Origin of the sequence: Paramicrobacterium humi (assembly GCF_900105715.1) — a bacterium.
In the GTDB taxonomy this organism is placed as follows: Bacteria; Actinomycetota; Actinomycetes; order Actinomycetales; family Microbacteriaceae; genus Paramicrobacterium; species Paramicrobacterium humi.
The window spans coordinates 1,643,055-1,664,927 of record NZ_FNRY01000001.1 but is presented as its reverse complement, the minus strand read 5'-3'; the positions used below and the strand labels follow the sequence as shown (position 1 = coordinate 1,664,927).

Annotated in this window: 18 protein-coding genes; 4 read left to right on the top strand and 14 right to left on the bottom strand. The window is 59.5% G+C overall.

All coding sequences use genetic code 11. From position 1 onward, the window contains the following. Positions 1–153: 153 nt before the first annotated feature. Positions 154–4,983: a DEAD/DEAH box helicase gene (locus BLV49_RS08330; RefSeq protein WP_434061454.1), complete on the bottom strand. Its 4,830-nt coding sequence runs from the start codon at positions 4,981–4,983 to the stop codon at positions 154–156. 159 nt (positions 4,984–5,142) lie between these two features. Between BLV49_RS08330 and BLV49_RS08325 the strand changes: the two genes are divergently transcribed. After that, on the top strand, positions 5,143–6,720 hold the full coding sequence (locus tag BLV49_RS08325) for a HEPN domain-containing protein (RefSeq protein WP_143034006.1): 1,578 nt from the start codon (positions 5,143–5,145) through the stop codon (positions 6,718–6,720). Positions 6,721–6,825: 105 nt separating this feature from the next. Here the strand turns inward: BLV49_RS08325 and BLV49_RS08320 are convergent, their stop codons facing one another. The 6 genes from BLV49_RS08320 to BLV49_RS08295 all read right to left on the bottom strand — a co-directional run bounded on the left by BLV49_RS08320 (position 6,826) and on the right by BLV49_RS08295 (position 9,753). After that, positions 6,826–7,155, bottom strand: coding sequence for a hypothetical protein (locus BLV49_RS08320; protein ID WP_091182525.1), 330 nt, complete (start codon positions 7,153–7,155; stop codon positions 6,826–6,828). Positions 7,156–7,166: 11 nt separating this feature from the next. Beyond that, positions 7,167–7,730, bottom strand: a complete 564-nt coding sequence (locus BLV49_RS08315; RefSeq protein WP_143034005.1) for a hypothetical protein — start codon at positions 7,728–7,730, stop codon at positions 7,167–7,169. After that, complete coding sequence (locus BLV49_RS08310; RefSeq protein ID WP_143034004.1) at positions 7,723–8,568, bottom strand: metallophosphoesterase; 846 nt, start codon at positions 8,566–8,568, stop codon at positions 7,723–7,725. Before BLV49_RS08310 ends, BLV49_RS08315 begins: the two co-directional genes overlap by 8 nt. Further along, on the bottom strand, positions 8,546–8,830 hold the full coding sequence (locus BLV49_RS08305) for a hypothetical protein (protein WP_143034003.1): 285 nt from the start codon (positions 8,828–8,830) through the stop codon (positions 8,546–8,548). The genes BLV49_RS08310 and BLV49_RS08305 overlap by 23 nt, the downstream gene beginning before the upstream one ends. Before the next feature lie 29 nt (positions 8,831–8,859). Beyond that, the gene (locus tag BLV49_RS08300; RefSeq protein ID WP_091182510.1) at positions 8,860–9,099 is read right to left on the bottom strand and encodes a hypothetical protein; all 240 of its coding nucleotides are present in this window, start codon (positions 9,097–9,099) and stop codon (positions 8,860–8,862) included. A gap of 93 nt (positions 9,100–9,192) precedes the next feature. Next, positions 9,193–9,753, bottom strand: a complete 561-nt coding sequence (locus BLV49_RS08295) for a hypothetical protein (RefSeq protein ID WP_091182506.1) — start codon at positions 9,751–9,753, stop codon at positions 9,193–9,195. A 658-nt stretch (positions 9,754–10,411) separates the two neighbouring features. Between BLV49_RS08295 and BLV49_RS16730 the strand changes: the two genes are divergently transcribed. After that, positions 10,412–10,603: a hypothetical protein gene (locus BLV49_RS16730; RefSeq protein WP_143034002.1), complete on the top strand. Its 192-nt coding sequence runs from the start codon at positions 10,412–10,414 to the stop codon at positions 10,601–10,603. A 325-nt stretch (positions 10,604–10,928) separates the two neighbouring features. Here the strand turns inward: BLV49_RS16730 and BLV49_RS08290 are convergent, their stop codons facing one another. The 6 genes from BLV49_RS08290 to BLV49_RS08265 form a co-directional block, all read right to left on the bottom strand. Beyond that, entirely contained in the window at positions 10,929–12,503 is a 1,575-nt protein-coding gene (locus BLV49_RS08290) for an amidohydrolase (protein ID WP_176980782.1), read from the bottom strand. Further along, positions 12,503–13,174 carry an FMN-binding negative transcriptional regulator gene (locus BLV49_RS08285; protein ID WP_176980781.1) on the bottom strand — a complete coding sequence of 224 codons (672 nt, stop codon included), beginning with the start codon at positions 13,172–13,174 and terminating at the stop codon, positions 12,503–12,505. Before BLV49_RS08285 ends, BLV49_RS08290 begins: the two co-directional genes overlap by 1 nt. Positions 13,175–13,315: 141 nt before the next feature. After that, on the bottom strand, positions 13,316–14,491 hold the full coding sequence (gene dctP / locus BLV49_RS08280; RefSeq protein ID WP_176980780.1) for a TRAP transporter substrate-binding protein DctP: 1,176 nt from the start codon (positions 14,489–14,491) through the stop codon (positions 13,316–13,318). Positions 14,492–14,611: 120 nt separating this feature from the next. Further along, entirely contained in the window at positions 14,612–15,280 is a 669-nt protein-coding gene (locus BLV49_RS17325) for a TRAP transporter large permease subunit (RefSeq protein ID WP_091182494.1), read from the bottom strand. Between the two features lie 26 nt (positions 15,281–15,306). Beyond that, on the bottom strand, positions 15,307–16,107 hold the full coding sequence (locus tag BLV49_RS17320; protein ID WP_091182491.1) for a TRAP transporter large permease subunit: 801 nt from the start codon (positions 16,105–16,107) through the stop codon (positions 15,307–15,309). After that, complete coding sequence (locus BLV49_RS08265; protein ID WP_091182488.1) at positions 16,104–16,622, bottom strand: TRAP transporter small permease; 519 nt, start codon at positions 16,620–16,622, stop codon at positions 16,104–16,106. Before BLV49_RS08265 ends, BLV49_RS17320 begins: the two co-directional genes overlap by 4 nt. Before the next feature lie 198 nt (positions 16,623–16,820). Between BLV49_RS08265 and BLV49_RS08260 the strand changes: the two genes are divergently transcribed. Together BLV49_RS08260 and BLV49_RS08255 are read left to right on the top strand one after the other, a co-directional pair. Beyond that, a complete protein-coding gene (locus BLV49_RS08260) occupies positions 16,821–18,161 on the top strand; it encodes an aminotransferase class I/II-fold pyridoxal phosphate-dependent enzyme (protein WP_091182485.1) in 1,341 nt (446 codons plus the stop codon). Positions 18,162–18,403: 242 nt separating this feature from the next. Next, complete coding sequence (locus tag BLV49_RS08255; RefSeq protein WP_091182481.1) at positions 18,404–19,147, top strand: HNH endonuclease; 744 nt, start codon at positions 18,404–18,406, stop codon at positions 19,145–19,147. Between the two features lie 567 nt (positions 19,148–19,714). Here the strand turns inward: BLV49_RS08255 and BLV49_RS08250 are convergent. Then, positions 19,715–21,856 carry a glycoside hydrolase family 2 protein gene (locus BLV49_RS08250; protein WP_091182477.1) on the bottom strand — a complete coding sequence of 714 codons (2,142 nt, stop codon included), beginning with the start codon at positions 21,854–21,856 and terminating at the stop codon, positions 19,715–19,717. Positions 21,857–21,873 lie beyond the last annotated feature (17 nt).

The window sequence follows — 21,873 nt, the reverse complement described above, 5'->3', positions numbered from 1 at the left end:
GCCAGGTTATTTGGCGTCGTGGCACGGCACGGGTTAGACCGTCGGTCTGGTTACAGTGCGATACGTAAAGCATTCCGAGGATGGCGGCCACGTACGACGTTTCTATACGTTGTCGACTGTATCCCGGTGTGGCTGTCCTCGAAGGCCAAGTGATCAGCGCTCTTGCGCGTTGTCGATGTCAGCGTCACGCAATCCGAGAGGAGGCAACCCATCCACGATCGCCATCGTTTCCAGACTGAGCGCGATCACCCGGCCGATGAGCTCAATGATGTAGCGAGGCTGCGCGTGTTCACGGGCCCATGCATTGGGGTCGTTCACGATTCCCGATGTCTTGTCCGTTTTCACCTGGTAGCGCTCAACGATCCAATCGAGACCAGATCGGGACCCTAGTTTGTAGCGCTGAGCATCCTCCGGGATGCCATCGATGTCGACGTAAGGGTTGTAACGGATTCGTGTCCTATCCAACGCGCCGGACTTGCCGCCATACCTCATCTTCGAGACTGAATACCGCTCATACTCGTCCTCTGGCGCAGCAATTCGGATCGACTCGGTTAGAGGGTAAGGATCGATCCTCTCGAAGTTGAGATGAAGTTCCGTCAGTTTGTGGCCCGCAGCCCTGAAGGAGTTGAATCTGTCTCGCCCCGTGACTTGCGGTATACGTGGCAACGATTTCTTGAGGTCCGCTGCATATACCTTTCGGTATTCTGGCGAATGCAGAAGGCCGTAGACGTAGTTGAAAATGTCGTCTTTGGTGACGTCACTGCCATAGACGCGTTGGTAGTCGCCAAGAGCCCAGTCCGTGATGTTGTCATGCTTGGTCTGTTCATCGAGTAACGAATTTTGATTGGCCGGAAGATAGCTGAAGCGGGCAAAGTACTGCCCTCCACTTCCAGCGCCTGTTACATGGAGGTCCGGGATCGAGTCAGTCATGAAGACGCTGAACGGAACCGCCGACCCCGCACCGACATAGTAAAACCCGAAGTTCTCTTGTCCCGCGTTCGGAAAGAGCTCGTTGAGCCGGTAGACCATGTCGTTAGCTTGACGGTCGAAATACACGTTCTGCTTTTGGAACGGCCTATATAGCGCAACCCGAAAGCTATCAGGATTCACCGAATATCGCGTACCGCGCGCTAGTTGCGCCTTGTCAGAGCGGTTCCAGCTAAATCGTGAGGGGTCGGTGTTGATGAAGTTCTCGACTTTGCCATTGAGCCCCGCCTGCCTGTACCGATCTACTTCTTGGTTGTAAAAGCCGATCATTCGTTTTACGTTGTCGCGGAGCTTGACCTCCGAAGAGTTGTACACCCAAGCATCTCGTGCGGTCGCAAGTCCGCGTGAGTGCATTGCGAAAATAGCCTCTCGACTGCCCTTCTCGGCAATTGGCGGGTGGGCCTCGTAGTTGGGATCGCGCTGGTTGATCCAGTCGCCGTTCGCGTTGGGAGCGATGGTTTCCCAGTCAAGGTTGTTGATGCTCGAATTATCAACGATTTCGAGTTTCGTCTTGCGGTCGAGATAGTCGCCAATGTCTTTGTAGTGCAACAAGCTCTTCGAGACGGGTCCGGGCCGTTTGATGAGCAGGAGAATCGCAACGGTGTTTCGTGACCCAGAGTCGAAAACCTTGCCACCTTCCTTGCGGCTCTGCTCACCAGCAGTGCGCTGGTTGCCGCGGAGGTTGTAGACGTAGATGTCGTGGAACTCTTTGGTAAGTGTCTTGCGAAGGCCGTCCGCGGTGTTGCCGTCGATGTATCCGCCATTGGAGACGTAGCAGACGATGCCGCCGTTGTCTGATTGGAGGACGCGGTTTGAGGCCCAGCGGATGGCTCGGATGTAGGAGTCGTAGAGCGAGTTCTTGTTCGTGGCCGTGGAGAGTCTTGCGTAGGTGTCCCGGATGGAATCGTCGAGAGTCGGGTATTTCAGATTGGCGTTGTTGTCATTTCCCGACGTTTGTCCGACCGAGTACGGCGGGTTTCCGATGATGACCCGAATATCGAGGGTGTTCTGTTCCGCTGCACGTTCGTTGTTGTGGGGAAACACGGTGGTGTCGATCACGTCACCGTCTTCGGTCATCTGGAAGGTGTCGGTGAGTACGATCCCGTCAAAGGGCGTGTAGCTACCCTCGCTCTGGCCTTCCACGTTGGCGAGTGAGGCGTCTTGTTCGAAGGTGTGGAAGGTGGCTTCGATGTTTATTGCAGCGATGTAGTACGCCATCAGGAGGATCTCGTTGGCGTGGAGCTCCTTGGTGTATTTGCGTAGGAGGTCCTTCTTGTCGATGAGTCCTGACTGCAGTAATCGGACGATGAAGGTTCCGGTCCCGGTGAAGGGATCGAGGATGTGGACCCCCTCGTCTGTGATCGATGCGTTGAAGTGTTCCGTGAGGGCGTCGTTGACGGCGCGAATGATAAAGTCGACGATTTCAATGGGCGTGTAGACGATGCCGAGGGATTCCGCGACGCGGGGGAAGGCGAGCTTGAAGAATCGTTCATAGAGCTCGGTGACGATCTTCTGCTTACCCTCGGCAGTGCTGATTCCGTCCGCACGCACCCGCACCGACCGGTAGAACTCTTCCAGCGATGCTGTTTCAGTGTCGAGGTTGTAGCTGTCGAGGGTCGCGAGCATAGAGTCCATCACCTGAGAGACGGGATTGTGCCCGGTGAAGTCATAGTCCTCGAAGAGCGCGTCGAAGATCGGCTTGGTGATGAGGTGCTGCACCAGCATATCCACGGCGTCGGCGCGGCTGATGCTGTCGTTGAGATTGCCACGGAGGCCAGTGAGGAAAACGTCGAACTCTCCCGAGGGGCGCGGGTCGTCGCCGTCAAGGATGGTCTTGATGCGTGCGGTTTGCCGTTCGGCGATGTCTTTGACGTCTTTGGCCCAGTCTTCCCAGTAGCGGCGGTCGCCGACTTTCTTGACCATGCGGGCAAAGATCGCGTTTTCCCACTCGGCAGCGTTCACCATTGTGAACAAGGCCTCGCTCGCGTCGGAGTCAGAAGAGGCGTCAGATCCGCTGTCACCGTCGGTCTTCCCGGTTCCGATGCCGATAACGTCGATCGTCTTGTTGGCTTTCTTGTCGAGTTCGAGCTTGTTGATCATCGCTTCGAACCGGTCATCGTGCGCACGCAAAGCTTGGAGTACGTCCCAGACGACCTTGTACTTCTTGTTGTCGTTCAGCGCCGTCGTCGGGTCCTCGGATGCGGGCACGGCTATCGGTAGGATGATGTATCCGTATTCCTTGTTCGTCGTCGTGGACTTGCGCATGACACGGCCAACGGACTGCACAACATCGACCTGCGAGTTCCGCGGATTCAGGAACAAGACGGCGTCGAGGCTGGGGACATCCACGCCTTCGGAGAGACACTTCGCATTGGTGAGGATCCGGCACACGTCGACGCCCGCGTCGTCCTGAAGCCAGTCAAGGCGTTGAGAGCGTTCGAGGACATTGAAGGTCCCGTCGACGTGCTTGGCTTCCAGGCTCAGATCCGATGACCCCTCGCTTCGGTTCATCAGCAGTTCGCGGCCGACCCGTTCGAACTGTGCAGCGATCGCCTTTGATTCTTTGATGTTGCGCGCGAAGGCAACGGCGCGTTGCATGGGCGCAGTGTCGGTGATCGAAAGCCGCTCCCCGTTGACGCCGCGCTTGGAGAGTCCGTTCCAACAGCCCACTATTCGGGCGACGTCGTCGAGGTTCATTTCCCCGTCTGAGGCGAGGAGGCCTTGGAACGAGGAGGCGACGGATTCTTCGTCGACGGCGAGGATGAGGACTTTGTAGTCGGCGAGGTGGCCCATTTCCACGGCGCGACCGAAACCGAGGTGGTGGAATTCGGGACCGTAGGTGGTTTCGTCGTCCATCGAGTACACGACGATGCCGTCTTTCGCGGCCTGGGCTTTCGAATCCTCCACGTAAATCCGGGGAGTCGCCGTCATGTAAAGGCGCTTTGCTGCCCGGACATACGTGTCGTCGTGGACGCGGACGAAGGCGGAATCGAATTTACTGGCTTGAGTGATGCCGGTGGTGCGGTGTGCCTCATCCGAGATGATGAGGTCGAAGGCCGGCAGCCCGAGGTCCTGCGCCTGGCTGATCACGTCGATCGATTGATACGTGGAGAACACCACGGATACTGTTTCTTGGCCCGTGGAGATCCTGAACTGATGCGCGAGCTTGTTGGGGTCGGTGGTGGCGGGGAAGCCGAGGTCGTGTGCGGAAACGTCCTCGTTTTCTTTGCGGCCGACGGTTGCATCGGAACAGACGGCGAACGGGCGAAGGGGTACGTCGGCCTGCGCCGTCCATTCGTTTAACGTTTGCTGCAGCAGAGCGATCGAAGGCACGAGGAACAGTACGGCGCCGCCGACAGGGACGAGTTCTTCCACGAGCTTCAGCGATGTGAACGTTTTGCCGGTTCCGCAGGCCATGATGAGCTTGCCCCGGTCGTGCAGGTCAAATCCCCGTTTGACGTCGTCGATCGCTTCGCGTTGGTACTTCCGGGGCTCCTTGCCGGGGCCGCGAACGAGTTCTTCCGGCCGGTCGAGGTTGAAAACAGACCAGTCAATTGTCGATTCGGAGAAATCCTGGAGCCGGATTCGCTGGATCGGTTTGGTCTGCCCCTTCAGGGCGTCTTCGGCGTGTTTGGACCATTGGTCGGTAGTCGAGACGATGAGTCCGTTTGTGAACGGCTCCTTCCCGAGTTCGGTGAAGAAGGAATCGATAGCCTGTTTCGGCAGGGTGTGGGCCGGGTCGTAGAACTTGGCTTGGATTGCTGTCAGTTCACCGGTGTACCGGTCCTCGGCAACAAGGTCGATGCCTGTGTCCGGTCGGCCGTGACGTCCCGGCCATTGATTCCACAGCCACACCTGGGAGTACTGGTCGGCGTACTTCGGCTCGACCTCGAGGTAGCGCTTGAGTAGTCTCTCGAACTTCGACCCCTTGTCCTTCTCGCTCTTTGCCGAGAAATAGAGCTGGTCAAAGACGGCATCGAAGGAAGTCACAGGCACAACACCCATTCTTACGGATGAAGGCCCCGTGCTACGAGCCCACACCTGAGGGGCATCGACTGCTGCCCCTCATTGCTCCGCGCGAATGGTTGGCGGTACCCCTCATTCTGGGTGCGCGATCCGAAAGCCTCGGCGTTCACATTCTCATAGCTTTGACATGTGGAACCAGACTCATTTGATGGCACGGCTGCATGGGAGAAGGCATGCTCCCGCTTTGGGACGGCCACGCTGCGGTATTTATTCAATCTTGACCCGGAGGCGACGCAACCGGATTTCACCGTGCCCACGATCCGGTCTGTCATCGACACGTGCGCAGGCGACGATCTCAGACGCATCCCGAGACCACAATATTTTAGTGTCGCATGCGGTGTCTTCCTTCAAATCGCGGCAGGAACCGCATTCACGCACTTCGAGATGTTGCGTGCCATTACCGGTCAACGGCCGCAACAGCCGAGCAACCTCGTTGAAGCGCTCGCTCGGCTGGTGCGGCATGGGCTCCTGCTTGAGCAGTTCGAAGGAGCAGAAGATCGCCGATTCGAGATCGCCGCGGCTTTCCAAACACCTGAGCTTGTGGATCCTGTAACGGTCGCGTTCCTCGAGGACGAGGAACTGAGCACGTTACTGCCGCAGCAGACGCCGCAAGATGACCCGGCGCGGCCAGACAACGCGGTTGGCCTGCTGTGGTGGTCACCGGGCGGCGGTGGAACGTTGTTCTCGCAGATTGTCATCGGCGCGATTGTCGAGCAGACGCTCGCTCGAATGCGTTTCAGGGATGCTCTGGATGAATCCCGTATTGAAGAGTTCGTAGTTGAGAGCGTTGATCAGCTGAGGCGCTTCGCGCAGGGGGAGCCGGTTGACGTCGTCGTCATGAAAGGACTCGACCATATCGACGTCCAGGGGTGTATCGAGCGCGAGACGTGGGGTATCCGTGGGGCCGATGGTTTGGCAATCGAAACATTCGGAGAGTCGGAAACGCGTCCACGGCCGAGAAGCATCATGTGGCAGACGGTTCCCTTCCATCTCGTTGCGGCGATGAGAAATGAAGTTGATGAGAACACCTCCCTCGAAGTGTTCCAACAGCTCACACGCGAGGCTACGGCGCACAGGTCGGGGCTGTTTCGACACTTCGACGCTGTAGCGTTCGCGATTCTCGCTCATACGCATACGTCGGAATCCCGGGTGAGTCTGGCGACAAGTGGGCCATGGGATCTCTTCCCCCTGCAGCCAACCCAAGCTCCGTTACGGATTGAGACTCTCGCGCAGGAACCGACCGTACTTTCCCAAGGCGACCTTGACGAGATTGCAATCGTTGTCGACGGCATAACTCCCGTCAATGACTCCATGACAATCGCCTTGACCCGAATTACGAAGTCATTCACGGAACGACGCGCGCAAGACGATGCCCTCATTGATGCCGTCATCGCTTGGGAGAATATGGTCGGTTCCAGGTCAGAGACGACGTTCAAAGTGTGTTCGGCTCTGGCCTGGCTCCTTGAGCCCGAACATGCGGAACGCCGAGCCGCGCTCTTCAATCGCTGCACGAAGATCTACGGTGTCCGCAGCAGGCTGGTACACGGCGACACAGACGCCATCTTGTCGAGCGAGGATGTCGACGACGCAATTCGAATCGCCACCGAGGCTTTCAAACGAATTCATGGTGACGCTCGCTTGCGAGCGATGAACTCGTCCAGCAAGCGTGCAAGTCATCTCACGCTACAGAGCGCTTCCGCACAGTAAGTTCGGCGGTTCCCGGGACTCGGGTAGCGAGCACGCAGATACGGCGCTGCTGTCCTTACTACTTCCGCATCGAGCGTTCCGTGCAACGCTCTCCCATGTCGAATTTCACCCGTGCTCAGCACTGGGACCGTGTGGGGCTTCCCGTTCGATTTTGCGGATCGTCGACGACACATGCCAGTAAAAGTCGACCATGACGTCGTCGCTGCTCATCGACCAGCGCCCACGCTCGCCTACCCTGCACGCGTCAAGACTGCGAAGGGGCCGGGTGATGTCATTGATGCTCCTCGACCGACCCTTGCCGGGCACCCGGGTGACGGTCGCTTCGTCGAGGTTGAGGATATGTGAGCTGCCGTGGGTCCAGACGCGCCACACACCGCGGTCGTTGAGGGTGAGTTCGGTGACGACTTCCTCGTCGCCATCTCCGTCGTCGATCAACGGTTCTCGCCTCATGGCAATCGCCCTAAGCTTTGAAGATCGGCCCACTTGGGGAGCTTGCCGCGGTTTAGCCACAAGAACATGATCGTCGCGGCATCGATCCCTTCCAATGGAACGGCCTCTCTCGGCCCATCCCTCTTCGTCTTCTTCTTGCTCGGGGCTGGCCGCTTCGATATTTTGTGGTGTTCGAGGTGCGTTCCGAGCTCGACAACGTACGTCTTTTCGCTGACCTTGAGACGTGAGTAGCGCTCGAGCTCGTTTGGGACGCGGAAGGTCATCGGGGTGTATTCCGGGTGCCTGCCTGCGTGGATCGTGATGGCGATCATTCCCTCGATAGAGTTGACGGTTTCCATCTGCCCATCCGGTTTCGAGAATATCGCGAGCGGCCGTTCCAGGACGACGAATTCCGGGTAGTACTCGTCCATGGTTTTGGCCTCCGGCATTCCAGAGTCGTCTCGTGCGCGATCCCTCCTCGAAGTCCCAGCCCGCCGGGTGGTGGTCGGTTCTTCTGCCGCGTCGTTCGCCGGCCGGCCGGCACCCTCGTCACCAGTGTTGTCCTTGCTACCGTCAGTCATCGCGTGTTCCTTCCTGGTACGGGCCGCCCTCGACGTCGAAGACCTCAAGATTCAAGGTCGAGGTGGTGAGAATTGCGCAGTTGCCGCGATGCTCGCCCTGTTGGTCGAGCACGACGACGCGGCTCGTGAACGAACCGTCTGGCGATTCGTAGGTGACCGTCTCGTCCACGAAATGGTGGTAGTGCCCACCGATCGACAACTGCGGCCGGACCTGCATGAAGCCGCGGTGGAACGTCTTCCGGCCCTCGCGTGCATATTCGATGGCGGCAGGAGGCCAATATTTGTCGCCGCTTCGCAGGCGCACATCAAGAGTGGGAACGCCCATGGGCGCGTCGTGGCTGAGCATGACGGCGGCGTGCTCGTTGCCGAGCGCGTTCAGGTCGTCCTGTGTGATTTGTTCTTGCTCCCACCAAGTGAACCCGCGCCGGCGATGCGCGATGTCGATGCTGTTCGCACCGCCGAGGACCGCGAGCGAACGCCCACCCTGAATTCTCGTGCGGTACCCCCGGGGGAGGTGCGCGATGTTCGTTCGGATCCAGCGGATCCCGTCCGGCGAGACGGGGCGTGCCGTCAGGAGATGGAAATTCTCGTGGTTCCCATCGACGAAATACATGGTCTGATCCCGACCGTTGAGATGATCCTCGAGACGACTCAAACTGAGATTCGCTTGCGAATGATTCCAGATGAAACCAAAATCGCCAAGCTGCACAATGACCGAAACTCCCTTAGCTCGGAGCATCGATATCGCCGCGAAAACATGGCGGAGATCACCGTGCACGTCTCCGAGAAGTCCGATTTTCTCGGCCTGCGCGAGTTCATGCCGCGGGGTCATCGCCAAGCCGTATCTGCTCAATACTGCGAACGCGAGTGGTTGCTCGAGTCGTGTTCATCACGCCCGGCCACGACAGATCGATCAGCAACAGCATCGGTTTCCCGACCTCACACATGAGAATCTCCAACAGGATCGCTTCGCCGCCATCACGCCGAAGCGACGCCGAGATATTCGTCAGACCTCGTTCCCGAACCATGGTCCGTCGATCCATGTCGAGCACATAGGCGGCGCCGGAAGCTGTGCGCACCCGCCACACTCCGGAGGTCATCACACTCTCATCGATTCCATCGCCACTCATCAGGTCTCCGCGATCTCGTCAATGCTGACAACCGGCGTCGCCGTCCACTTGACGCGCACGGTGCCAGGCAGTGCCAGTTGAACTACGAGCCGGAGCGGCTTGTCCACGCGGCAGTCGATGACCTCGACCAGCGAGATCGCGTCTCCTTCGAAACGCGGCTCTCCGGTCACCTCTTTCGTGCGGGTCATGGTGCTCTGGTCCAGGTCGAGCTCGTAGCAGGCGCCGGAGAGGGTGCGCACTCTATAGCGGCCCCTAGTCGGTTGCTGAACGCTTGTCACACCACGGAATCTATGCGGCACGCCCGGCTCACCGTTCCCGTGCAGGCATACAAGTCACCGTCGTCGGCGCGGAACCGGTACGCCTGCCGCTCGCAGTCGCTCCACCTCCTGGGCCGACAGGGCACCGCGCATCGCCAGTTGGCGCCGTTTAGCGGCCCAGTTCGCGAGCCGGCGCTCCTCTGGCGCCTCGGCGCGGTAGCGCGGCGCACGCCCGAATCGTGTGAAGAATTCGGCGTATTGTGTGGCGAGCTCCCTCTGCGCTTCCCCAAGCGGGTCCCACTGGAAGCCGTCGACGATCTCAAGGCGTCGCGATTGGTACTCGCAATGGCCATTTCGGGTCGCGGGACGCCGCTGGTAGCGCACCCAACTGGCGAGGCTCTTCTCCTGCTCGCCGATTTCCCCGGGCGCCAGCCGGCGGTTCTCGCGTGGCATCCGTCGCTCTGCCAGGACGAAACGGTCGAGGCAGTTCACTGTTGCAACCCACCGGCGCATGCGTCGGCTCCCCTGCGTCTCGACTCCGCGGTGGAAAGCCTGCTCTGCTTCCGCGAACGCGCGGGAGGTGCCATCGGATGCGTTGAGGAATTGCCCGATCAAGATCTGCACGTCGTTCTGCACTGATGTATCCCTTCTGCAAGCGCGTTTGCACTTGCAGAGGGGTTATGCGCGGCATCTTCTCCGGTCTTTCATGGACCGTTGTGGCCACGCGCGAGGGGGCTACCGGGAGGGGGATGGGCAAGGATGACGACCTTTCACTGGACGCGCTCCTCAGTCCTCCGATGTCACCGTCTGACGTTGACGCTGTGGGGCTCACGCCCGAGCAGGAACAGCAGATCAAACGCGTGTGTGAACACAGTCCAGCCGGCCGATCTAGACGAGTACAGGCGTCGCAGAAGAGGGCGGAGTCGTAGCTAACAGAGCGGCGGACCGGCGACCTCGCGTCTACGACCGCCTCCCGTCGGTCCGAACAAGTGTTCTAATAGAACTGTGGGAATGTGTTGCAGTGTTCAAGCCTCGGCGGTATCGCCACGCTGTTCCGGGCGATTCAGCAGGACGCGCTATCCCCGGCGGAGCGCTTTCCTATCGGATGCGCGCTTCTTACAGCAGCGAGAGAAGTCTAGAGCGGAGCTGGCCTGTGGGCACGAATAAGCGGTATGACTTGTATGGGCCCAAGCTCGCTGCGGACAAAGAAGCGACCGAACGCAGACCACGCCCAGTGAGTCTGCCTGAGGAAGTGGTTCGTGCCACCGGCCGACGGCGAGACGAACCAACCGCCGTGCCCGTCCGCGCCATGGTTCCCGTGCGCGTCGCGTACAACGACATCGTCGAAACTGAGGCCGAAGTACTCGCATGGACACCGGGCGGCGCGGTACTCGTGCGGTACATCCCATCAGGCGAGAAGTACCCCGCCTATGTCTGGCTCTGGGCGAACGCCGTCAGACGAGTAGCAAAGGAGGGCAGCATCTGACCTTCTTGAGACGAACGAGCACCCAGACTGAGGTGGGCGTTTCCAGCAGAGAGGGCGCGACCCGCCCATTAGAGCACCTCGGCGCTTGCTTTGACACGCCTTTCCCGGGACAAGCTTTATCGGCGGTTGGTGTTTGACCCCGACCAACATGGGCTTCGCTTTGTGCGCAGCTTGTTTCCCGCATGACGTCACTGTGCCGGAGTTTTCAAGAACTCGGTGTTGCATCCCCTCTCGTTTCGGCACTCACGTTCAAGCAACTGTCCATGCGGGTCATAGTGCCATCCGCGGAATCGCCGCACGTAGCCGGTTGAATCGCTGCCGCGTATCAGTATCGGCGGATTCCGTTGACGAACGTGGCGGTGACCGTCGCTTCCCCTAACGCGTTCACTCCCTGATCGAGAATGTTCCGATCGAGGACAGTGATGTCGGCGTACTTTCCAACTGCAAGGGAGCCGAGTCGCTGTTCTCGTCGAGCTGCCCAGGCTCCGGAAAGCGTGTATGCCTGCAAGGCTTCGAGTGGCGTCACGCCTTCATTGGGTCCGACCACCTGCCCGCCGTTGGAGGTTCGGTCGACCATAGTCTGCATACCGCGAAGTGGGGTGCCGGGCAGCGGGCGGTCGGTAGACCCGATGAGCCGGACTCCAGCGTCCAGGAGAGAGCGTCCTCGATAGAGTTGGTGAGCGCGCTCGGGTCCCATGATCTTGTAGAAGTCGTCTCCGGAGTATGTGATGAAGCACGGCTGGGTGCCAATTGAGATTGCGAGGTTCCGTAGCCTACTGATGTGATCCTCACGAATCAGCGCGCCATGTTCCATACGGTGACGGCGACTAGGGTCAGGGGCAAGACGTTGAGCCCCTTCGAAGGCGGAGAGGGCACTGTCGATTGCCCGATCACCGATCGCGTGGGCCGCGACATCCCATCCCGAACGGTGGGCCTTGATTAGCCTGTCCCTGAGCTCTTCCTCATCCTCTGCGAGCTCGCCGCAGTAATCGGTGCCCTCGTATGGTTGGGTGAACGCGGCGCTTCGCGCCATCATGCCGCCGTCGAACCACATCTTGGTAGGCCCGAACCAGATGTCATCGCTGCCGAACCCTTGAAGGATCCCAAGGTCGAGCGTCGACGCGGCGTAATCATCCTCGTGCGCTCTCAGGGGATGTAGGTAGTCGATGCAGGGCATCAGCTGTACCCGGATCCCCAGCTCCCCCTTCCGATGGAGGTTGAGGTAGGCGCGCATGTCAATCTCAGAATGCGAGCAGAGCCCGCGGCCGATACCGGCCTCTATGCACGTGGTGACTCCCTCGGACAGCACAAGCTGCGCGCTTGCACGGACAGCCGCTTCAATTTTCGCCACCCGATACGGTTCGACGAGATCGCGGATCGCGTCCTGAGTCTTTTCGAAGGCAAGGCCGTCCGCTCGTTCGATCTGTTCCCGCAATTCCGGATCACGGATCAATGACAGCGCCGTGCTGTTCACAAGGGACGCGTGGCTCGACACATGCCTCAGCACTACGGGGGTCTTCGGCGCGACACCGTCGAGTTCTTCCATTGTGAGATGCCGGCCGATGTTTCGCTGGTCGTAGCCCCAGACTTCGAGCCATTCGTCTGTGCCCTGCTGGTCAAGCGCGTCGACGATGCGATGTAGCACCGCGTCGACCGAGCGGTCCTCGGAGGCGTTGACGCCGGCTAGCAGCATCCCAGTCGTCGCCAAGTGCGTGTGGCCATCGATGAAACCGGGAACGACACATCCCGTCTCGAAAGCCTCATGCTCGCGCGCTTCGAGACTCTCGATCTCCTCGTCGAACCCGACGATTCGGCCCTGCCACACTCCCATGCGCCTGGCGCGAGGTCGTGAGGGTTCCAGGGTGAGAATGTTTCCGGTGATTACCGTGTCAAGCAGCATTATTGATCCCGTTTCGCTGGTTTTGCTTGCATTGGCGTGGCGGACTGTGGCAGTAGGGCCGCCATGATGTCCGTGACTCTCCAATCCACTCCGGGTGTGGTTCGGAGAATCTCCACCGTTTGTTTGCGATCCTCGATCGTGCGGTTCTGACCCATTTTGAGCTTGAGTTGGACGTTTTCGAGGTCGACTTCGAAGCCGACGAGCATCGGTAGCAGCCGATCGAATCGCTCTTGGTTGACCGGGTCGATCACCCATGCTGTCCGCTCGGTCTGCCCGGCGAACCACTCTTCTCGCTGCGTGATGAGGCGATGCAGATGATCTGCCAGTTCGGTCTCGTCAAGCTGTCGACACTTATCGGTGACTTCGCCAATCCCGTAGTTGAATGTGGGCAAACCGGCATCGCCATAGAGGCTCGGGCTGATGTATTGCTGTGGCCCGTGGACGACGACTGTCAAGAGATCGCTTTCGCTGATGGCTTTAGCGATTGGGTCCACTGTCGGCATGTGGAAGAGAAGCTTCGCCTCGCCGGATTCCCGCCTGACGATCTCTACCGGCATATGGGCGACGCGCACCGGGTCATGCGTGATGATCGTCGATAGATTGTTGTCCGCGACGAAACTCTCGAGCCACGTGAGAGCGTTCTCGACCTCGTACTGTTTATTGATCCACATCTGATTCTCCGCGGAACTGTCATGGCTTTTCCGATGCGGGGCACTTGTCCCCGTCATCACGCGGACTGCCGGCGGCAGGCTGCGAGCTCCGGTGAGGCACCGACGAGGGAAACCCTGTCGGCGCCTCACGAGGCGTTTGAGTTAGCGTGTGGAAGGCATCGCCGGCTTGAGGACTTCATCCCAGAGCCGATCGCCGAAGGGTTCGAAGTCGATGTCGTCGATCGACAGGTCGGAGGCGATGATTTCGGACCAGGTGGCGGGCACCTTGTCTCCGTAGCCCAGTTCGTCAGTGATTATGCGCTGCCATTTGTCCATGGCGGCCGAGTAGGCGCTCAAGAGCTTCTCGTGCTGCTCCCCGGAGCCCTTCGGGGCGGTCGACATAGCGTCAGCCATTCGTTGGCTCTGGTTCTTCTGGAGCGCTTCACGCATGTCGTCGCCCATTTCGTGAATGGTGACGCCGTGTTCCTTGCTCTTTTCGCGAAGCTCGAAGTCCGCTCCCAACCCGGCCGCGACAAAGCGCTCGCTGTAGTCCTTGAGTGTGCTCCAGATTTCGTCCTGACCCTCGGGCCCCAGTCCGTCCCACCAGTCAAGGTTCGCGCCCAGCGCGGCATCGAATCCGGTGAAGCCGATCTCGTCATCCATCGTGAGGTCGGTGGCGACCTCGATGAGGTCGAAGGCGATGAGATCGCGAAGTGGGTTCACACTGCAGTCGAGCACGCCGCGCTGAAGCGCTTCATACATCTCGCCTACCGCCATTTGAGTCGGTGCCATGCCGAGCGCTGTCGTTTCGCGCTCCCATGGACCGCCGGGTGTCCGCACGGTCTTGCCTTTCGCGTCGTCGAGAGACGTGACAGGTTCTGTACATACGAGGTGGTACCCAGCGTTCATCTCGAACATTGGGAGAAGGGGCTCGATGCCTTGATCGCGATATTCGTCCTTCAACAGATCCGAGTTGAGGGATACCTCGAGTGCCGCGGCGTATGCTTGCATGTCGCCGATGACCGGACGGGCGTCGGACTGGAATGAGTACTCCGACAGCCAAGCCCAGTTGGGGAACTTGCTGGGAGTGTAGATCGGATAGAGGATTCCGATCTGTGATGTTCCGCTTGCCATGGCATCGGCAGCCTCGGGAGCGGCCGCCAGTGACCCGGACCAGTGGATGTTGACCTTGACGTCACCGTCGGTTGCGCTCTCCACATCCTTGATCCACTCCTTGTCGGCGTTTGCCAACCATGTCGTGGGGTCATTCGGATGGGCATATTGCGCAACGTTGGTTGATGCGCCGCCGGACGAGCATGCGGCTGTGAGCGCGACCATGCTGCTTACCGCCAGAACGGCAAGTATTCGCCTCTTCATGTGATTGTCTCCGTTCGTTTCAGGTGAGGGATGAGTCGCCGGTACCACCGTTGGCAGGGCGATCGAAGATAGTCAGTGCGGTCACTTGACATTCCCCAAGGTCGGTAGCCAGGTGGCGATGTCCGGGAAGAAGATGAGCAACAACAGCAGAATCACGGGCCCTGGGATGAACCATGCGGCGCCGATGAACACGTCGACGAGAGTGATTTCTCGCGCGCGGACATCATCGAGGGTGCTGGTGATCTTGTGCACGATGTACGACATCATTCCGACGGGCGGCGTCACCGACGCCAGCTCACCCAGCAGGACGATGAACACGCCGAACATCAGCAGGTTCACGCCAGACGCATCAAGCAATGGAATGAGAATCGGAACCGTCAGCACGATCATGGTCATCGGATCGAGGGCCATCCCCAGGATGAGGTAGAAGACCAAGAGCACGAACAGCACGCCGACCGGGCTCAGGTTCAGTGAGGTGAAGTACTCGATCACCTGGCTCGTGATGCCGCTGAGGCTGAGCATCCGCGTCAGCAACGAAGCGCCCGCGATCAGCAGGAGAATCGCCGCAGTGCTCGAGGCCGTCTCGAGCAGCGCCTGGGTGATGGCGCGCATCTTGCCCTTGATGCTGCGCGAAACGAGGGTGACTGCGACGGCGAAGCCTGCTCCATAGGCTGCGGCTTCTGTCGCCGTGAAGATTCCCGAGAAGATGCCGCCGATGACGATCACGAGCATGACGCCGATGGGCCACACCCCGGCTAGAGTCTTGGCCTTGACGACTAAAGGAACACCCTTGTTCTCTGCGCGGGGGCCAGGGATGGTCGTATGGTCGCCATCAGAATCAGCTGAACAGCGAATATGAGCGCGACGGCCACGCCCGGCACGATGCCGGCGAGAAGTTGCTGCCCGACCGATGTTCCGGCCACGCCGGCGTAGATGACGGACAGGATGCTCGGCGGAATCAGTTGTCCTGCCAGTCCCGACATGAGGACCGTGCCTGTCGCGTAGCGCGTGTTGTAGCCGCTCTTGAGCATTTCGGGGATGCTCAATCGTCCGATCGCGTAGGTGATACCGGCGGTCGAACCGCTCACCGCCGCGAGGCCCGCACCCGCGAAGTTCGTCGTGACGGCGAGCCCGCCAGGGAGCCAGTGCAGCCAAACGCGGGCTGCTTCGAAGAGCCGGCCGGTAATGCCTGAGCGCCAGAGCAGAAGCCCCATCAGGATAAACATGGGTAAGACGCTCAGCGACCAACTGGCCACGGCTGCGTACGGCAGGTTGGCGAGCGAATCGTTCATTCCGCGTAGCCCGACGATCGAGTAGATGCCGAGTGCGCCTGCTAGCACCATCGTCAGACCGACGGGCATCCCCAGAAAGATGAGGACGAGCATGAGAATGAGCGAGGCGATCCCCGCCGCCGAGTTGTCGAGAACTCGCGTCAACAGCAGAGCACCAGCGATCACGGCAGACGCGACGAGCGTCACCGTAATCGCGATGCCTCGACCATTCTTGGGCGAGGGAGCGAGGATGGGTGGCGTGCCCTTCGAAGAGATGGGCGCAAGAGCGCCCTTGGCCGCGGTCATGCTTCAGGCCCTTCCGCTTGGAAAGTTCCTCGCAGTATCTGTCGCCGGTCGTCGAAGAGTTTCACGATTGTAACTACGAGGAAGACCGCGACACCGACGACCAGGATGTAGCGAGTGGGCCAGATGGTGATCTCGGAACCGGGGGCGTACTCCCCCTGCAGCCGGTGCTTCCATGCAGTCGGGATCATCGCTATGAGCATGAGGGTCAGAGTGACGGTGACGAGAGCGGCGCGAATATAGCGCCAGATCACTTTGAGTTTGGTGGGCATGAGAGCTTCAAGTACGAGCGCTTCGATCTGCTCGTTGCGTCTTTCTGCGATACCGAGGGCCCCGAAGACGATGAGGATCATCCACCAGTAGCGGCTGTAGTCGTTGGCGCCCGGTATGGGGGTCGAGAAGAAAAATCGTCCGGCCGTATCCGCGATAACGGTGATCATGAGCCCGGCTACACTCGCTGCCGCGATAACCCCCAAAATCGTGGCGGAACCGTAGAGGAGCCTTTTCACCATCAGCATGCACCTTCTTCACGTTGAGCCAAGAGCGCGCTGCCCCGTTTGTCACGGTTGCCACAGTCACACCCTTGTGTACTAGATCACCTACTGGTCACAGATAGTACACTGGCCCTTCGAAGCAAAGCAACTACCACGCTTGCTGAACAGCGACCGCGGACCGGTGTACTATAACGGCTACTTGTCGGCGATTTAGTAGGGGGCATGAGCACGAAGCGAACGGACGGACCACACACGGCTGAGGGGATATTCCAATCCCTCGAGGGCGACATTCTCTCCGGAAAGTACCGACCCGGGGACCTGCTGCCCTCTATCCGGGAGCTCGCCCGCGAACGAGACGTGAGCCCTGCAACAGCTGCAGCGGCCTTTCGCAGGCTTGCAGACCGAGGCCTCACCCACGTCGTGCGAGGCGTGGGCACGACGGTTCGCCAGGAGTCCCTTCTGGTCAACTCGCCCCTAGGCGCCCCCGACCAGCTGTTCAATGGAGCGATTGACGTTGCCAGCGGTGCACCCGATCCTGCCTTCTTGCCGGACCTCAATGTACATCTGCGCCGCATCTCCGTAGAGAAGACGCTCTACGATGTCGATCCCATGCTGCCGGAGTTGCGCACACACGCCCTCGCCCAGTTGTGTGATGTCCTCGCGGGGCGACCGGAGAATGTGATGATCACCAATGGGGCCCTGGATGGCATCGCCGATGCTTCGGAGGTTAGGCTACGAGCCGGAGATCGCATCATCGTGGAAGATCCGGGATTCGCGGCAGCGACGTCCCTGCTCCGGTCGAGAGGGCTCGCACTTGTTCCCGTACCGGTGGACGATGAAGGTTTCGAGTCGGTCCCGTTCCAGGCCGCAATTCGACATGGCGCAGCAGCGGTTATCTACAGTCCCCGCGCGCAGAATCCCAGAGGGTCCGCATTGTCAGCAGAACGCGCTGCAGAGCTTCGTGCGGCTCTTGCCGCTGCTCGCGACAAGGGCAGGGATGTTTTCGTAATCGAGAACGATCACGCTTCACTCGTCGCGAATGCCGACTATCACTCGCTCACCGTCGACTCCAGTTCCTGGCTGTCGATTCGATCACTGAGTAAGTCACACGGGCCCGACCTCCGCTTCGCCTTCGCCGCTGGCGATGAGCTAACGATAGAGCGGATGCAGCGTCGGCAGTCTCTGAACCGTGGCTGGATATCGACAATCCTGCAACGCCTCGTCGTCGACCTGCTCTCCGACACTGATGTGCAGCACCTCGTGAGCGACGCCAGCGTGGAATACGGCAAACGGCGTGCACGCCTCATCGAAGCACTCTCGGGTTTCGGAATACCGGCTTTCGGGTGCTCCGGACTCAACGTCATGGTTCCCGTCGACGACGAGGCGAGCGTCTCTAGCACTCTAATTGCCGGAGGATGGCAGGCCCGGAGCGGGCAGACCTATCGACATACATCGCGCCCGTTCATCCGACTGACCTCGGCAGCACTGGATTACGACAAGATCGATCAGCTTGCGCGTCATGTCTCGCAGGCGCTTCACGGGACAACCCGCCCCCACAGGTAGGTTCGATCAAAGCGATACTCGCGTCGTTGTTGCATCTCGACCTCCATGGCCCGCTCTGGCTGTGAAACCGACCCGGCATGCGTTGAGGCCTTTAGCCTTCCGATGACTTCGAATAACTGACTCGCAGGTAGATTTTTGGCTCCTTCGCTTCTAGGAGCAGGAAGACGCGGTTCTTGGATGCGATGCCTCGCGCACGACAATATAAGCGAAGATCCAGGTTGTGCCTCGGCTAGGGTGGCCCTGTGAAGCGACGGTTCCTCATCGATGTGCCACACCCGTGGTTTTTCCTGGACGACCACTGCTCGAACTGCCTGACGGAACTACCCATCGATATCGTTGGGCTCTACTGCTCAACCTGGTGTCAGGAGATCGCCGCTCACGTGCGTTATCTTCGCCGAGTGTCACGCGATGGGCGCCTAAAAGATCCAGATGTGAAGCTCGCCGTGCAGACAAGAGAGGCATTCCTGCTTGCTGGTGGGTATGGGTCACTACGGCGAAGACTCACGCCTCGGACCCGCACAGAGGTGCGCATTCGCGACAGCGGGCGCTGCCAGCGATGTGGCACTCCTGGTGTAGAGGTCGACCATATCGATGGGAACTCCGATGCGCTCGATAACTTGCAGCTACTCTGCCTCGACTGCCACCACGCCAAGACCGCTGAGAATATGGCTCCGGCCACTGACGACGAACGTCAGCTACTCCTCACCATGATGGTCACCCGCGTTTTGCCTGCCGAACCGCAGCTTCTTGCTGATGACGAAAACGAATGGGAAAGAAGATGGCGCACTCTTCGGTCGGAACGTAAGGAGCGCTTCTTGGAGAAACTACGCGCCCGGGGGCTCGCCGTGCGACAAAGAGACTCCCACGCTAAAAGAGTCCTGGCACTCTTAGACGCAACCAGTGAAGACTCAGTTTCCATGGAGAGCTTCCCCGATTTCGGCCCGGACGAGTTCTTTGACGATCTGCTCCGCGGCAGCTGGAATTGACGGGTTTGACGCCTCTGCGCGGGCTCCCTTTGGCGACGTGACCTCGTGAAGAGGCGGAGAGGAAATATCCGCCTTGCAGGAGGAATCGGTTATGACGAGCCTCGTAGCGGCATGTCGAACGCAGACGTAGGCTTACCACATGGACGATGAGGTAGATGAGGACGGGCTGCCACCGGCAGCTCGCTGCCCCGAGTGCGGAGCTCCGATGGTACCGGAGAGCTTCGACGGCGCGGGGCGGATCCAAGTCGCCTTTCTCTGTTCTCTCCACGGCGTCGGGTGGACGACTGACCCGTTTGAGAGCTGAAGTAACGGTCACGCCCGACCTTCGGGGCATCCTTACTTACTGCGCGCTTTTTTGCTATGGATGGGAGTAAGCGGCCGGGAGCGAATAGCGGCAAATCTGCACCTTAGTAGCGCGCGTGACTTCCCAATTGGGTCTCGTAGTTCAGCGGCCCGAACCACGCCGTCTCCCGAATCAGTATCGCGCCAATGGGCTGTGCAAGCGCATGCACAGCCCATTGGCGCGACGAAACTCCGGCCCCTCGGAGAGGCGCCTGCCTAGAACGGCTAAGCGTTGTACAAACGCATCCCGAAATCATGGCTGAGGCGGTGCGGGTGCCCCTCTACATGCCGGGGATGGCCGAACATGTCGTCGTACTGGTTTCTGGCGATTACCTCTCCGGACCCTGATACTGCGCTCAAGCGGACATCGATCCGGGCCGAATCTGCTTTGTTCAGTTCAAGGTCGAGCACGCGAACCTGCTCGCGTGCGCCGAGATCGACCTCGCTCGTCTTTTCAAGGAGGGTTCGCCCTTCGTCCCTGACAGCCACCGTTACTGCCACTGTGCCGAAGGAACGGGGCGAGTCGTTTATCAGTAGCACACCGGTTGCTTCCTCCGCGGTCTGCTCTACAAGTACCGTCACGGGCTGGTTGCTCATAAGTAGTTCATCAACCACCGGCTTCGGGTGCCCCCACCAGTCATATGCACCGTAGAAGCTCTGTGGCGAGAGGTCGATAAACATGAACTGGATGTAGCCGGAATTCGGGTTCCACCGCTGCATCCGGTAGTGCTCGATGTAGTACTTGATCAAGCGCGCCTGATAGTGCTGGATCGCGGCAAGCCGCGGAAGGGCCGACTTGAGCCGCTTGTAAACCCGCGGCACGCTGCGGAGATTTGCTTCACAACCGGGAGCGTCGAATCCAAACTCAGTATTGAGCTTCTCTGTCGTTCCATCAATTTCCACGTAGTCCTCGTGGTTGCCTTCGAGTGATCCGCGGTAGTTGTGGGTGTCGCCGCTTAGAGGGTCGAAGTTGCAAAATGAGCCCCTGATTACAGGGCGCGTAGGGTCAGCCGCTGTAATTGCTTCGTACATCTGCGGTCCCGGCGATTCCGTCAGGGCCTTGCCTCCGCTGTGGTCGAGAGTGCCGAAGAAGCCGGGTTCGTTCAGCCCGATCCATGTGACGATCGAGGGGTGGTGATCCAACATCCGCATCGCATCGACATAAATGCTTGTCAGTCGCTTCACCCATTCCTCATCTTCAGGATGCGTCCAGTTGTAATCGGAGTCTTGCATCACTGCGAGGCCGAGTTCATCACATAGGGTGTAGAACTCCGGTTGTTGGATGTGCACGTGAATCCGGATGAGGTTGAAGCCGGCCTCACGAATGGCGTGGAGATCGCGCCGGTAGCGTTCGCTTGTCAGCGTGGAGAGATAGACGTCGGGGAAGTATGAAGTGCCGCGAACGTAGAGGCGTTTGCCGTTGAGGATCAGTGTGGTCTGTGATTCGTTACGCACCATTTCGACGGTTCGGAACCCGAACTTGATGTTGGTATTTGCCTCTCCCGCTCGCAACTCAACGTCGTAGAGCCTTGGCTCTCCAACGTCCCAAGTGTTCCAGAGGACGATGCCCTCGACGCGCGCTTCGATCCTGACGCTCGTGGGCTCGGCGCTTAATTCCACTTCCTGGGTCACCCTAGCGACGACGAATCCGGTTGTCACGTCGGTGATCGTTGCGGTCACCTTAGCCTCACCTGAGCCGGCGACTTTTGCGGAGATCGCGATGGCGGCTGACGATTTGCCATCGTCGAGTTCGTAGTGGATTGACGGTTGTTCGGTAATGCGTACGGCGTCTGTCACGATGAGTTCGACATCGCCGTAGATTCCGACGGGGTTCACATCTCGGGCTATGAGGGCGTCATCGTGTTCGTAGGTGCCTTTGACCATGTTGCGGATAACTTTGAAGGCGCGTTTCGCGTGGTGAGCGTCCTGAACGTCGTCGTCCCACGGCGACCAGACCTTGACGATGAGGAGGTTCTTCTCGCCATTACGACGTGCAAGATCTGTCACATCGAAACTGAAAGGGACCGCGTAGCCCTCGTGGCTGCCCAGTCTTGAACCGTTCAGCCAGACTTCGCAGTAGTAGTCGACGTGGCTAAAGCGGAGCTCGAGATGGCTTCCTTCTTCGTCGAGAGTGAACTCGTTCTTGTACCACCATGGTGCCTGGTTAAAGTATCTGAGTTCCCTGCCCCAGTATGGTTCGGCGGAGAAAAGGACTTGCAGATGCTGCAGTCGGTCGATGGGTTCCCACTCTGATAATTGGTGGCCGATCTCGGTGTGGTCGAGGTCGCCGGAAGGTAGTCCGAGCGCTTCTCCGGCGTGGTGGACGTCCTGTAGGACCTGCCAGCCTGATGTCAAATCAACTTTCACAATGCACCCTTTCGATG

Excerpts from the sequence above, each read along its gene's own strand:
- BLV49_RS08315 (WP_143034005.1), bottom strand. The coding sequence starts at position 7,730 with ATGACTGACGGTAGCAAGGACAACACTGGTGACGAGGGTGCCGGCCGG.
- BLV49_RS08305 (WP_143034003.1), bottom strand. The coding sequence starts at position 8,830 with ATGACCTCCGGAGTGTGGCGGGTGCGCACAGCTTCCGGCGCCGCCTAT.
- BLV49_RS08290 (WP_176980782.1), bottom strand. The coding sequence starts at position 12,503 with ATGCTGCTTGACACGGTAATCACCGGAAACATTCTCACCCTGGAACCC.
- BLV49_RS08285 (WP_176980781.1), bottom strand. The coding sequence starts at position 13,174 with ATGTGGATCAATAAACAGTACGAGGTCGAGAACGCTCTCACGTGGCTC.
- dctP (WP_176980780.1), bottom strand. The coding sequence starts at position 14,491 with ATGGTCGCGCTCACAGCCGCATGCTCGTCCGGCGGCGCATCAACCAAC.
- BLV49_RS17320 (WP_091182491.1), bottom strand. The coding sequence starts at position 16,107 with ATGACCGCGGCCAAGGGCGCTCTTGCGCCCATCTCTTCGAAGGGCACG.
- BLV49_RS08265 (WP_091182488.1), bottom strand. The coding sequence starts at position 16,622 with ATGCTGATGGTGAAAAGGCTCCTCTACGGTTCCGCCACGATTTTGGGG.
- BLV49_RS08260 (WP_091182485.1), top strand. The coding sequence starts at position 16,821 with ATGAGCACGAAGCGAACGGACGGACCACACACGGCTGAGGGGATATTC.